Source organism: Bradyrhizobium sp. 18BD (genome assembly GCF_054185225.1).
In genome coordinates this window covers 59,746-72,250 of record NZ_JAVAYL010000007.1, presented here as the reverse complement: position 1 = coordinate 72,250, position 12,505 = coordinate 59,746, and the positions used below count along the sequence as shown (strand labels likewise).

The 12,505-nt window shown below is 66.2% G+C and carries 12 protein-coding genes; 8 read left to right on the top strand and 4 right to left on the bottom strand.

All coding sequences use genetic code 11. The features are described 5' to 3' along the window. The first annotated feature begins 86 nt into the window (after positions 1-86). The 8 genes from RAD16_RS14720 (at position 87) to RAD16_RS14685 (ending at position 8,760) form a co-directional block, all read left to right on the top strand. Positions 87-1,127: a LacI family DNA-binding transcriptional regulator gene (locus tag RAD16_RS14720; protein WP_458158606.1), complete on the top strand. Its 1,041-nt coding sequence runs from the start codon at positions 87-89 to the stop codon at positions 1,125-1,127. Positions 1,128-1,206: 79 nt separating this feature from the next. Continuing rightward, positions 1,207-2,661 carry a xylulokinase gene (gene xylB / locus RAD16_RS14715; protein ID WP_458158605.1) on the top strand — a complete coding sequence of 485 codons (1,455 nt, stop codon included), beginning with the start codon at positions 1,207-1,209 and terminating at the stop codon, positions 2,659-2,661. Next, positions 2,662-3,984 carry a xylose isomerase gene (gene xylA, locus RAD16_RS14710; RefSeq protein WP_458158604.1) on the top strand — a complete coding sequence of 441 codons (1,323 nt, stop codon included), beginning with the start codon at positions 2,662-2,664 and terminating at the stop codon, positions 3,982-3,984. A 12-nt stretch (positions 3,985-3,996) separates the two neighbouring features. Continuing rightward, positions 3,997-4,755, top strand: a complete 759-nt coding sequence (locus RAD16_RS14705) for an ATP-binding cassette domain-containing protein (RefSeq protein WP_458158603.1) — start codon at positions 3,997-3,999, stop codon at positions 4,753-4,755. Then, entirely contained in the window at positions 4,755-5,825 is a 1,071-nt protein-coding gene (locus RAD16_RS14700) for an ABC transporter permease (RefSeq protein ID WP_458158602.1), read from the top strand. Before RAD16_RS14705 ends, RAD16_RS14700 begins: the two co-directional genes overlap by 1 nt. A 94-nt stretch (positions 5,826-5,919) precedes the next feature. Continuing rightward, positions 5,920-6,852 carry a sugar-binding protein gene (locus RAD16_RS14695; RefSeq protein WP_326896319.1) on the top strand — a complete coding sequence of 311 codons (933 nt, stop codon included), beginning with the start codon at positions 5,920-5,922 and terminating at the stop codon, positions 6,850-6,852. An 84-nt stretch (positions 6,853-6,936) separates the two neighbouring features. Beyond that, positions 6,937-7,914 carry an aldo/keto reductase gene (locus RAD16_RS14690; protein ID WP_458158601.1) on the top strand — a complete coding sequence of 326 codons (978 nt, stop codon included), beginning with the start codon at positions 6,937-6,939 and terminating at the stop codon, positions 7,912-7,914. 3 nt (positions 7,915-7,917) lie between these two features. Beyond that, the gene (locus RAD16_RS14685; protein ID WP_458158600.1) at positions 7,918-8,760 is read left to right on the top strand and encodes an amidohydrolase family protein; all 843 of its coding nucleotides are present in this window, start codon (positions 7,918-7,920) and stop codon (positions 8,758-8,760) included. A gap of 186 nt (positions 8,761-8,946) precedes the next feature. On the opposite strand, the gene RAD16_RS14680 is transcribed toward RAD16_RS14685, so the two are convergent. The 4 genes from RAD16_RS14680 to RAD16_RS14665 all read right to left on the bottom strand — a co-directional run bounded on the left by RAD16_RS14680 (position 8,947) and on the right by RAD16_RS14665 (position 12,497). Then, a complete protein-coding gene (locus tag RAD16_RS14680) occupies positions 8,947-9,312 on the bottom strand; it encodes a nuclear transport factor 2 family protein (RefSeq protein WP_458158599.1) in 366 nt (121 codons plus the stop codon). Between the two features lie 157 nt (positions 9,313-9,469). Beyond that, complete coding sequence (locus tag RAD16_RS14675; protein ID WP_011083946.1) at positions 9,470-9,820, bottom strand: RidA family protein; 351 nt, start codon at positions 9,818-9,820, stop codon at positions 9,470-9,472. 97 nt (positions 9,821-9,917) lie between these two features. Beyond that, a complete protein-coding gene (locus RAD16_RS14670; RefSeq protein WP_458158598.1) occupies positions 9,918-10,835 on the bottom strand; it encodes an alpha/beta hydrolase family esterase in 918 nt (305 codons plus the stop codon). 3 nt (positions 10,836-10,838) lie between these two features. Continuing rightward, positions 10,839-12,497 (bottom strand): FAD-binding dehydrogenase, encoded by a 1,659-nt coding sequence (locus tag RAD16_RS14665; RefSeq protein ID WP_458158597.1) that lies wholly within the window; start codon positions 12,495-12,497, stop codon positions 10,839-10,841. Positions 12,498-12,505: the final 8 nt, after the last annotated feature.

The window sequence follows — 12,505 nt, the reverse complement described above, 5'->3', positions numbered from 1 at the left end:
GGCCCGGCGCAACCGGGGCTCGAAAATATCGTCTTGTCCCTCAAAATGAGTTGCGTACCTCAAAACGCCTCTGCTAGCCTTCAGGCATGGTTGAAGAGTCCGTTTTCGCCGCACTGACGCTGAAGGACATCGCCCGCGAGGCCGGGGTTAGCCTGGCGACCGTGGACCGCGTGCTGCACAACCGCCCTGGCGTGCGGCCGGATACGGTCCGGCGCGTCCGGGAGGCGATCGAGCGCAATGCCTTCCAGCCGCATGTGGCGGCTGCGGAGCTCGCGCGCGGCCGGGCCCGCCGCTTGGCCTTCGTGATGCCGTCGGGGCCGAACCCGTTCATGCAGCAGATCGAGGCTTATCTCGGCGAGATGTCGGCCTGGCTTTCGGCGCGTCGCCTCAAGGTCGAGATGATTGCGACCGACGTATTCGATCCGTCCGTGCTCGCGGCCTCGCTGGAGGCGCTGTCGGGCGATTATGACGGCGTCGCGGTGGTGGCGCTGGATCATCCCGGCGTCCGCGCCGCGATCGACGATCTCGTAGATGCCGGCACCAAGGTCGTGACGCTGGTCTCGGACGTGCCGTCCTCGCGCCGCCACCATTATGTCGGCATCGACAACATCGCCGCCGGGCGCACCGCCGGCGCGCTGGTCGGGCGGCTGGCCGGCCAAAAATCCGGCAAGGTCGCGATCGTCGCGGGATCGCAAGGTCTGCGCGACCATGCCGAGCGCATTTTTGGCTTCACCCAGGTGATGGCCTCGGAATTTCCCGAGCTGAGCCTGTTGCCGGTGCTGGAAGGGCGCGACGAGGACGACCGTTCCGAGCAGCTGCTGACGCGGCTGTTCGGCAGGCATGCTGACATTGTCGGTCTTTATAATGTGGGTGCGGGCACACAAGGTGTCGCCAAGGCGTTGAGCGAGGCCGGCCGCGACAAGGTCGTGTTTGTCGGGCACGACGTCACCGCGCTGACGCGCCGGCTGCTGCTCCAAGGCGTGATGGATGCCGCGATCTCGCAGAATCCGGGACATGAGGCGCGCGCCGCCGTGCGCGTGCTGCTCGCGCTTGCGCGCGGCGAGCCGATCCTGCGCGAGCAGGAGAAGATCAGGATCGACATCGTGATGCGGGACAATCTGCCCTAGCGGCAGCAATTCGAGAAGGCCCGTTGCGGCGAAGGCGACGTCGAGCTCGCCCAACGCATCGGACGAAAGGGAGGATGGCGTGTATCTCGGACTGGACATCGGCACGTCCGGTGTGAAGGCGGTGCTCGTGAGCGAAGCCGGCGCGATCGTCGCGACGGCGGCGCGGGAGCTCGCGCTGTCGCATCCGGCGCCGCTGTGGTCAGAGCAGGATCCCGATGCCTGGGTCAGCGCGGCGACCGTCGCGGTCGACGACCTCGCGCGCCACCATCCACGCGAGGTCGCGCGGGTACGCGGCATCGGGCTGTCCGGCCAGATGCATGGTGCGACGCTGCTTGGCGAGGATGGGCGGCCGCTGCGGCCTGCGATCCTCTGGAACGATGGCCGTTCGCAGGTCGAATGCGGCGAGCTGGAACGGCGCTGTCCTTCGCTGCATACCATCGCGGGCAATCTGGCGATGCCCGGCTTCACGGCGCCAAAGCTGCTTTGGGTGGCGTGGCACGAGCCCGAGATATTCGCCCGCGTTGCAAAAGTTCTGCTGCCGAAGGCCTATGTCCGCTATCGCCTCGCCGGCGAGATGGTCGAAGACATGTCGGACGCCGCCGGCACGCTGTGGCTTGATGTCGGCCGGCGCTCCTGGTCGACGGAGCTGCTCAAGGCCACCGGACTCGATCTGCATCACATGCCGCGCCTCGTCGAAGGCAGCGAGGTGAGCGCGGTGCTCGCGCCAGACTTCGCGCGGCGCTGGGGCATGGCGAAGGATGTCGTGGTGGCCGGCGGTGCCGGCGACAATGCCGCGAGCGCGATCGGGCTCGGCGCGGTCGCGCCCGGCGATGCGTTCCTGTCGCTTGGCACCTCCGGCGTGGCGTTCCGCGTCACCGATCGCTTCGCGCCGGCGCCTGAAACGGCGGTGCATGCGTTCTGCCACGCGCTGCCGGGTCTCTGGCACCAGATGGGCGTGATGCTGTCGGCGGCGGCCTCGCTGGCCTGGCTCGCCGGCGTGATGGAGACATCAGCCGCGGCGCTGCTCGCGCTGCTCGGCGAGCGTGTCGATGGACCGAGCCCGATCAAATTCCTGCCCTATCTCGACGGTGAACGCACGCCGCACAACGACGCTGCCGCCAGCGGTGCCTTGGTCGGCCTGCGCGGTGCGACCGGCAGCAACCAGATCGTGCAGGCCGTACTCGAAGGCGTCGCCTTCGCCGCGCGCGACAATCTGGCGGCGCTGAGCGCGGCGAGCGGGCCCGTTGCAGAACTCGATCTCGTCGGCGGCGGCTCGCGCTCGCCGCTGTGGGCGCAGATCTGCGCCGACGTGCTCGGCATTCCCGTCCACCGCGTCGAGGAAGGCGAGGTCGGCGCGGCGCTCGGCGCCGCGCGGCTCGGCCGACTCGCGGCCACCGGCGAAGATGCCACTGAAGTTTGCACCCGCCCGCGGCGGCTCGCGAGCTTTACGCCCCGTGCTTCCGCGACCAACGCCTATGACGAAGCCTATCGCCGCTGGCGCGCGCTTTATCCCGCATTGAAGGAGACGACTTAAGTGAACGTGTCAGCAAAATTCTTTGATGCAAGCACGCCTGTTGCCTTTGCCGGCCCGGATGCGGGAAACACGCTCGCCTTCCGCTGGTACGACAAGGACCGCATGGTTCGCGGCCGCAGGCTGGAAGATCATCTGCGCTTTGCGGTCTGCTACTGGCATTCGCTGTGCTGGCCGGGCGGTGACCCCTTCGGCGGCGAGACGTTCCTGAGGCCCTGGCATCACGGCTCCGAACCGATGGCAATGGCGCGGGCCAAGGCCGACATTGCCTTCGAGCTGTTCCGCCTGCTCGACGTGCCCTTCTTCACCTTCCATGACGTCGATGCCGCGCCGGAAGGCAATTCGCTCAAGGAATCGGTCGCCAATCTCAACGCGATTGCCGACCTGTTCGAAGAGAAGATGGCATCGAGCAAGGTGCGCCTGCTCTGGGGCACTGCAAATCTGTTCACGCATCGCCGCTACATGGCGGGCGCCGCGACCAATCCGGACCCCGAGATATTCACCTACGCCGCCGGCCAGGTCCGCGCCGCGCTGGAGGTCACGCACCGGCTCGGCGGCCAGAACTATGTGCTGTGGGGCGGCCGCGAGGGCTATGAGACGCTGCTCAACACCGATCTCAAGCGCGAGCTCGACCAACTCGGCCGCTTCGTCTCGCTCGTGGTCGAGCACAAGCACAGGATCGGCTTCAAGGGCCCGATCCTGATCGAGCCGAAGCCGAAGGAGCCGACCAAGCATCAATATGATTTTGACGTCGCCACCTGCTACGGCTTCCTCGAGCGCTACGACCTGCTCAAGGACGTCAAGCTCAACATCGAACAGAACCACGCTATCCTTGCCGGCCATTCCTTCCATCACGAGGTCGCGCTGGCCGAGGCGCTCGGCGTGTTCGGCTCGCTCGACATCAACCGCGGTGACGATCTGCTCGGCTGGGACACCGACCAGTTCGCGATGAACGTCGGCGAGCTGGCGCTGGTGTTCCACGAGATCCTGAACCACGGCGGCTTCACCTCGGGCGGGCTCAATTTCGACGCCAAGATCCGCCGCCAGTCGATCGACCCCGACGATCTCATCCACGCCCATGTCGGCTCGATGGATGCCTGTGCGCGGGCGTTCCTCGCCGCCGCCGACATGCTCGATGCCGGTGCCCTCACGGCGCCGCTGGCGTCGCGTTACGAGGGATGGGCCGGGCCCGAGGGCCGCGCCATTCTCGGCGGCCAGCGGTCGCTCGCCGATCTCGCCGATCGTGCGCTCGGCGCTGGTTTCGACCCGCAGCCGCGTTCGGGCCGGCAGGAATATCTGGAATCCCTGGTCAACCGCTATGTCTGAGCGAGGTCGCTGATGGCAAGTGCTGACGCAACACCGGTCCTCGAGCTCTCCGGCATCGGCAAGGAGTTCGGCGCCATCCGCGCGCTGCATGACGTCGATATGCAGGTGCTTCCGGGCGAGGTGGTCGGCCTGATGGGCGACAACGGCGCCGGCAAATCGACGCTGGTCAAGATCATCGCCGGCAATTTCCGCCCCACCCATGGCGAGATCCGCTTCGCCGGCAGCGCGGTCCATTTCACCCGGCCCGTCGATGCCCGGACGGTCGGGATCGAGGTCGTCTATCAGGATCTCGCGCTCGCCGACAATCTCACCGCGGCGGCCAACGTGTTCCTCGGCCGCGAGCTGAAGCGCAAATTCGGTCCGCTCGCGCTGCTCGACCACAAGGCGATGGCGGCGCGCGCGCTGGAGCTGTTCGGCGAGCTGCGCTCGGAGACGCGCCCGGATGATCTCGTCAAGCAGATGTCGGGCGGCCAGCGCCAGGCAGTCGCGATCGCGCGGACGCGGCTGTCCAATGCCAGGCTCGTCATGATGGACGAACCGACCGCCGCGATTTCGGTGCGCCAGGTCGAGCAGGTGCTCGGCCTGATCCACCGGCTGAAGGAGCAGGGCGTCGCCGTGATGCTGATCTCGCACCGCATGCCCGACGTGTTCGCGGTGTGCGATCGCGTCGTCGTCATGCGCCGCGGCGAGAAGCGGGCCGACAAGCCGATCTACGAGACTTCGCCTGAGGAAGTCACCGCCCTCATCACCGGCGCGAAGGAGGCGGCGTGATGGCCATGCCCATGGAATCCCCGATCACCTTCTCGAATGTCGGCAAGATCAAATGGTGGCAGCGCGGCATCTTCGCCTCGCAGACCGGTTACGTCCTGCTCGCCTTGGCGGTGCTGCTGGTCATCATGCATTTCGCCAGCCCGTACTTCTTCACCGAAGGCAACATGCAGAACGTGGCGAAGAATTTTTCGTTCATCGCCATCGCCACCCTCGGCGTCACGTTCGTGATCATCACCGGCGGCATCGACCTCTCGGTCGGCTCGATGATGTGCTTCTCGGCCATGATCACCTCGATGGTGATGACCGAGCTGTCGGCCCCCGGCTCGCCGTTCGTGCATCTGGCGGCCGACGGCAAGACCGTGCTCGCCAACGTCCCCGGCCTGATCCTGCTGGTTTCGATCCTCGCCGGCCTCGGCGTCGCGCTGGTCGCGGGCCTCGTCAACGGCTTCTGCATCGCCGTGCTCGGCCTGTCGCCCTTCGTCACCACGCTCGGCATGCTCTCGATCGTGCGTGGGCTCGGTTACGTCGTCTCCAACGGCCGCGGCAGTTTCCCCGGTGGGCCGGACGCCGACTATTTCTACGCGCTGACCTCGGGCGACGTGCTCGGCGTGCCCGTGCCCTTCATTTACCTCGTGATCCTGGCGCTGGCGATGGCCGTCGTCCTGCACCACACCGCGTTCGGCCGCCATGTCTTCGCGCTCGGCGGCAACGAGAAGGCGGCGGAGCTCACCGGCATTCCGGTGGTGCGGGTGAAGATCGAGGTCTACGTGATCTGCGCGCTCGCGGCCGGCCTCCAGGGCATCATCATCTCCGGCTGGCTCGGATCGGCGCCCGCCAACATGGCGACCTCCTACGAGCTCAACGTGATCGCGGCAGCCGTGATCGGCGGCGCCAACCTCGCCGGCGGTATCGGCGGTCCGCTCGGGGCCATCGTCGGCTGCGTGCTGCTCGAGGTGATCCGCAACGGTCTCGTGCTGGCGCAAGTTTCCTCCTACTGGCAGCAGACGCTGGTGGGCGTGATCATCATCCTGGCCGTGCTGGTCGACCGCGTCCGCTCGGGGATGACCTGAATTGACGTCGCTTCGGGAAGGCAACGAAAACGCCGCCTGTCCGCTTCCCGGACGCTTTCGAACGGATGGGCGCCAGAGAAGGGTGGAGGAGACAATGAGGAAACTTCTTCTTGCCGGCATCGCGGTTGCGATGATGGCGACGCCGGCGTTCGCCGCGAACTACCGCTTCGTGATCGTGCCCAAGGCGATGAACAATCCGTTCTTCGACTTCGCGCGCGACGGCTGCCAGAAGCGGGCCAAGGAGCTCGGCAACATCGAGTGCATCTACAAGGGCCCGGTGGAGCATGAGCCGGCGACGCAGGCGCAGATCATCCAGGACTTCGTCACCCAGAAGGTCGACGGTCTCGCCATCTCGGTCGCGGACGTCGCGGCCATGACCAAGTCGATCGAGGCGGCGACCGCGGCCGGCATCCCCGTCATTACTTTTGATGCCGATGCACCCGGCTCCAAGCGCATCGCCTATATCGGCACCAACAACAAGGAGTTCGGCGTTGCGCTCGGCAAGCAGCTCCTGAAGATGCGGCCCGATGGCGGCAAATACGCCATGGTCTCGGGCGGCCCCGGCGCAAAGAACCTCGCCGAGCGCGTCGACGGCGTGCGCGAGGCGCTGAAGGGCTCGAAATGGACCGAGGTCGCGGGCTCGCCGACCTTCTGCAATGACGATCCGGCGCTGGCGGTCCAGCAGATGACCGACATGCGCACCGCAACGCCCGATCTTGCCGCGATCGTTCCGATCGGCGGCTGGCCGATGTTCGCGCCTGAAGGTTTCAAGGCCTTCGCCTCCCGGAACAAGAAGGACATCGATTCCGGCAAGTTCACGCTGGTCGTTGCCGATACGCTCAAGATGCAGCTCGAGCTGCTGCGCGACGGCTATGCCAATGCGCTGGTCGGCCAGCGTCCGTTCGAGATGGGCGAGAAGGCGATGGACACGCTGCTCGCCATCAAGAAGGGCGAGAAGGTGCCGGAGATCGTCTATACCGGCCTCGACCTCGTCACCAAGGACAATGTCGCGCAGATGTTGAAGTAGGAGCGCCGCCAGCCCCGTGCTCCTGCGTATCTCTCCCGCTTGCGCAAGCGGGAGAGATGATTTGGACTGTTGGAAGGAATTGGAATGAAACGATCGCGGCTCGGATCTCTCGACGTCACTTCAATCGGGCTTGGTTCCGCCCCGCTCGGCGGCCTGTTCAGCCCCGTCAGCGATGCCGATGCGTCCGCCACGCTCGAACGCGGGTGGTCGGCCGGCATCCGCTTCTACGATACAGCGCCGCTCTACGGCTTTGGTCTCGCCGAGCGGCGGCTGGGCGCATTCCTGCGGCAGCATCCGCGCGACTCCTATGTCATCTCGACCAAGGTCGGCCGCCTGCTGCGCGCGCCCGATGGTGCGGCGGCTGAGGACGACTATTACAAGAGCGGGCAGCGCGAGCGGCCGGTGTTCGATTTCAGCTACGATGGTGTGATGCGCTCGGTCGAGGAGAGCCTTGGCCGCCTCGGGCTCGATCGCGTCGATGTCCTGCTGGTGCACGATCCCGACGATCACTATGACGAGGCCGTCACGGGTGCCTTCCGCGCGCTCCAGCGCCTGCGTAGTGAAGGCACGGTCAAGGCGATCGGCGCCGGCATGAACCAGTCGGAGATGCCGGTTCGTTTTGCGGAGGCGGTGCCGGTCGACTGCTTCCTGCTCGCCGGCCGCTACACGCTGCTCGACCAGGGCGCGCTGGATGCGCTGTTTCCGCTCTGTCAGGCCAAGGGCATCGGCATCCTGCTCGGTGGCATCTACAACAGCGGCATTCTGGCCAATCCGCGCGCCGGCGCGAAGTTCAACTATGAGGATGCCGATGTGGCGCTGGTCGCGCGCGGGCTGGAGCTTGATGCGTTGTGCCGCAAGCACGGCACCGAGCTGAAGGCCGCCGCGCTCCAGTTCTGCATGGCCCATCCGGCTGTGACGGTCGCGGTGATGGGCGCACGCAACGCCGGCGAGGTCGCCGACAACATCGCGATGTCGGAGAGCAAGGTGCCGCAAGCCTTTTGGCAGGAGCTGCGCGCGCGAAACTTCGTGGACGTGCGGGCGCCGCTGCCGGGCGGAGCGTAAGCCATGGTGATCGACGGTCATCAGCACTTTTGGGATCCCGCACGCGCCGACTATCCCTGGATGGATGCGCCCGAGCTCGCGCCGATCCGCCGCGCCTTCGGCCCCGCGGATCTCGCGCCACTGCTGAAAGCGAACGGCATTGACGCAAGCATCGTGGTGCAGTGCCGCTCCGCGCTGGAGGAGACCGAGGAATTTTTGCGCATCGCGCACGCGACGCCATCGGTCATCGGTGTTGTCGGCTGGGCCGATCTGACCGAAGCGGCGCTCGGCGACACGCTTGACGGGCTGCGCGCTTCGCCCGGCGGCAACAAGCTCGTCGGCATCCGCCACCAGGTCCACGACGAGGCCGATCCCGACTGGCTGCTGCGCGAGGACGTCCAGCGCGGCCTCACAGCAGTCTTCGCACACGAGCTCGCTTATGATTTGCTCGTCCGCACCCGCGAACTGCCCGCCGCGATCGCAACCGCGCAGGCGTTTCCGCAAGCGCGTTTCGTGCTCGACCATGCCGCCAAGCCGCCGATCGCCGATGGCGGCAGCGCCGAATGGTCCGACCGTATCAAGGCGCTCGCAACGTGCGGGAACGTCTGGTGCAAGATCTCGGGCCTCGCGACGGAAGCGGTGTGGAATGACTGGGATGCGGAACGGCTGTTTCCGTTCGTCGCGCATGCCGCGAATTGTTTTGGCGAGGACCGTTTGATCTTCGGCTCGGACTGGCCGGTGTGTCTGCTCGCGGGCAGCTATGGCGAGATCAAGAGCGCGCTGGAAGCGTGTCTGGCGAAGTTAGGTGCGAATGTTCGCGAGAAGGCGTTTGGGGGGAATGCGAAGGCCGCGTATCGGCTGGCCTAATCGCGGTCGCGGTTCGCTCTTCCCCTCTCCCCTTTTGGGAGAGGGTGACTCGACGCGAAGCGGCGAGACGGGTGAGGGGTCTCTCTCCGCGAGTCACATGTGAGTTCGCTGAAGCAACCCCTCATCCGGCGCTTCGCGCCACCTTCTCCCACAAGGGGAGAAGGGAAGAAAGTAGCGCACGTTGTCTCACACCCCCGCGGGCACCTGATCCAGAAATCCCGCGATGCTCTTGATCCGCCCGTCCTTCAGCACGGCGAAATCGGTCCCCCTGATCGGGCTGTCGACGCCGTCGGGGCCGAGGCCCCAGGAGAAACGGAGATGGTCGCCGTAGCCGTTGGGCTCGCCGATCAGCGTGAATTTGAAATCCGGAAAGCGCTGCTGCACGCCTGATATCAGCGCGTCGATGCCGTCAGGGCCGTCGCCCTTCATCAGCGGATCGACATAGCTTGCATCCGCCGTCCAGTTCTCGCGCAGCAGCTCACGCCGGCGGCTGCTGGTGCGCTCGTTCCAGAGATCGATGTAGCGGCGGGCGATGGTGACATGGTCGGTCATGGGGCTCTCCTGCGATGGCGCCGTGTTCGGCTGTGGCGACTATCGAAGGATTGCGGACGCTGATCGATTACCTCGGACGTCATGCGTCCGCAAAAAAATGAAGCGCGATGATGATCTCATCGCGCTTCAGATGCTCGCTATTGGTCGTGTGCGAAAGTTATTTCGCAGCCGTGACCATGATCTCGACGGTGTATTGCGGCGCCGCGAGCTTGGCTTCGACGGTGGCACGCGCGGGCGTGTTGCCGGGCGAGACCCAGGCGTCCCACACCGCGTTCATCTCGCCGAAGGTCTTCATATCGGTGATGTAGATCGTGGCCGAGAGCAGCTTCGACTTGTCGGTGCCGGCCTTGGCGAGGTGGCCGTCGATGGTCGCCAGGATGTCCTGGGTCTGCTTGGTGACGCTTTCGCCGGCCGCCTTGCTGGCGACGACGCCGGCGAGATAGACGGTGTTGCCGTGCACGACGACCTGGCTCATGCGCGGGCCGGTTTCAAAACGCTGAATGCTCATTGGGGGATCTCCTGCTGGAATGGCGGCCCTGTCTAGCCCAGCGCTCTGCGCTGTGCCACCCCAGGCACGCATGCGTGGCCGCCGATGCATGCGTCGTCTAGGGAAACTGACTGAAGAACGACCAGATCGTTTCGGCGCCGTCGATGTCGCCGTTCTGCGGCCCCAGCAGGCCAGTCGCGACCCTGGGGAAGCGGGCATCCGGAGCGAAGCCGGGCATGCGGTGGCCGCCATGATTGATGCGATAGAGCAGAACGTCGCGCCCTTTAGGGCAGCGCGAGGAAATCCGCGTCACCGTGGACTGGTCTGCGGGTGCCTTGTCGGGCAGTTCAGTCACGCTGCCATCGTCAATGTCGCAGCCGTTGAGCTTGCGCCAGAAGGCCAGCGTCTCCTCGGTGGACCAGAATCCGTCTGCGGCAAAATAGCTCGATCCGCGTCCGCCTTCGTAAGGGACAAGCGGGTCGGCTGTGCCGTTCATCAGCAGGATCGGCAGCGGCCGCGATGGATGGCACGTCACCGCGGCTTCGTCCGTGAGATTCATGATCACGCTCGCGCTCGCCGCGAACAGATCGGCGCGGGCGCAGACGAGCGTCATCGCCATCGCGCCGCCATTGGAGATGCCGGCGACATAGACGCGGTGCGGGTCAGCCGTGCCGTTCGCGACCAGCTTCTCGACGAGCTTGGCGATGAAGCCGATGTCGTCGGTGCCTTCCAGCGGGCCGCGGAGTGCGGGGCCCGCCTTGGTGCGCGCATCGGCCCAGGCGTGGTTGAGACCGTCGGGAAACACCACGGCAAAGCCCTCGCGCTTGGCGACCTGCGGCCACGCGGTCCGCGCGACCATGTCGGCGCCGCGCTGGGTCTTGCCGTGCAGCACGACCACGAGCGGCACCGGCTTCTTCGCCGGGAGTTGCGCGGTGTAGGATCGTTTCACACCGTTGACGTCGATCGTGTCGGCGGATGCGGCCGAGACTACGGACAATGCGGCAAGACACGCGCCGATCTGCATCCACCGCCGCATGATCTAGCCTACCGCCTTCGCCGCGGCGCGGCCTGCATTGCGGCCCGAGAACAGGCAGCCGCCGAGGAAGGTGCCTTCCAGCGAACGATAGCCGTGCACGCCGCCGCCGCCGAAGCCGGCGGCTTCGCCGACCGCATAGAGGCCGGGGATGACGCTGCCCTCCTGACCGAACACGCGCGAGTCGAGATCGGTCTCGAAGCCGCCGAGCGTCTTGCGCGTGAGGATGTTGAGCTTGACCGCGATCAGCGGCCCCTGCGCTGGATCGAGGATGCGGTGCGGCGAGGCGGTGCGGATCAGCTTGTCGCCGATGTAACGCCGCGCATTGTGGATGTTCATCACCTGCGCATCCTTGACGTAGGGGTTGGCGATCTCGCGATCGCGCGCCTCGATCTGCATCCTGATGTGCTCGAGCTTGAGGAGGTCGCTGCCGGCGAGCTTGTTCATGGCGGCGACGAGATCCTCGAGCTTGTCCCGGACGATGAAGTCGACACCATGGCTTTTGAACGCCTCCACCGGCGCCGGCGCGCCCTTGTTGGTGGCCCGGCGCAAGGTCATGCGCCAGCTCTTGCCGGTGAGGTCGGGGTTCTGCTCCGAGCCCGACAGCGCGAATTCCTTCTTGATGATGCTCTGCGTCAGGACGAACCAGGAATAATCGTAGCCGGTCGACATGATGTATTTGAGCTGGCCGAGCGTGTCGGAGCCGGGGAAGAGCGGCGCCGGCAGCCGCGTGCCTGTTGCGTCGAACCACATCGAGGACGGGCCGGGCAGGATGCGGATGCCGTGGCGCGGCCAGATCGGCGACCAGTTCTGGATGCCCTCGACGTAATGCCACATGCGGTCGCGGTTGATCAGCCGCGCGCCTGATGTCTCGGTGATGCCGATCATGCGGCCGTCGACATGCTCGGGCACGCCGGAAATCATGAACTTCGGCGGTGTGCCGAGCCGCTGCGGCCAATTCTGCCGCACCAGTTCGTGATTGCCGCCGATGCCGCCGGACGCCACGATCACGGCCTGCGCCTTCAGCGCGAACTCGCCGACCACGTTGCGCGACGAGCTCTTGCCGCGCTCGACGTTGTCGGGCGCGAGCACGGCGCCGCTGATGCCGTCCACCGTGCCGTTGGTGATGGAGAGCGCATCGACGCGGTGGCGGAACTTGAAGGTCAGCCGCCCGCTCTTCATCGCCTCGCGCGCGCGGCGCTCGAACGGCTCGACGATGCCGGGCCCGGTTCCCCAGGTGACGTGGAAGCGCGGCACCGAATTGCCGTGACCCATCGCATCATAGCCGCCGCGCTCGGCCCAGCCGACCACCGGGAAGATGCGATGGCCCATCGCACGCAGCCAGTCGCGCTTCTCGCCGGCGGCGAATGCCACATAGGCCTCGGCCCATTGGCGCGGCCAGAAATCCTCATCGCGGTCGAAGCCGGCGGTGCCGAGCCAGTCCTGCATGGCGAGGTCGAAGGAATCCTTGATGCCGAGCCGGCGCTGCTCCGGCGAATCGACCAGGAACAATCCGCCGAACGACCAGAACGCCTGGCCGCCGATCGACTGCTCGCCCTCCTGGTCGACCACGATCACACGCTTGCCGGCATCCGCAATCTCGGTTGCAGCCACCAACCCTGACAACCCGGCACCGACGACGATAACGTCCGCTTGCTCAGCCATAAAGTTCC

Excerpts from the sequence above, each read along its gene's own strand:
- RAD16_RS14720 (WP_458158606.1), top strand. The coding sequence starts at position 87 with ATGGTTGAAGAGTCCGTTTTCGCCGCACTGACGCTGAAGGACATCGCC.
- RAD16_RS14705 (WP_458158603.1), top strand. The coding sequence starts at position 3,997 with ATGGCAAGTGCTGACGCAACACCGGTCCTCGAGCTCTCCGGCATCGGC.
- RAD16_RS14700 (WP_458158602.1), top strand. The coding sequence starts at position 4,755 with ATGGCCATGCCCATGGAATCCCCGATCACCTTCTCGAATGTCGGCAAG.
- RAD16_RS14695 (WP_326896319.1), top strand. The coding sequence starts at position 5,920 with ATGAGGAAACTTCTTCTTGCCGGCATCGCGGTTGCGATGATGGCGACG.
- RAD16_RS14690 (WP_458158601.1), top strand. The coding sequence starts at position 6,937 with ATGAAACGATCGCGGCTCGGATCTCTCGACGTCACTTCAATCGGGCTT.
- RAD16_RS14685 (WP_458158600.1), top strand. The coding sequence starts at position 7,918 with ATGGTGATCGACGGTCATCAGCACTTTTGGGATCCCGCACGCGCCGAC.
- RAD16_RS14680 (WP_458158599.1), bottom strand. The coding sequence starts at position 9,312 with ATGACCGACCATGTCACCATCGCCCGCCGCTACATCGATCTCTGGAAC.
- RAD16_RS14675 (WP_011083946.1), bottom strand. The coding sequence starts at position 9,820 with ATGAGCATTCAGCGTTTTGAAACCGGCCCGCGCATGAGCCAGGTCGTC.
- RAD16_RS14670 (WP_458158598.1), bottom strand. The coding sequence starts at position 10,835 with ATGCGGCGGTGGATGCAGATCGGCGCGTGTCTTGCCGCATTGTCCGTA.
- RAD16_RS14665 (WP_458158597.1), bottom strand. The coding sequence starts at position 12,497 with ATGGCTGAGCAAGCGGACGTTATCGTCGTCGGTGCCGGGTTGTCAGGG.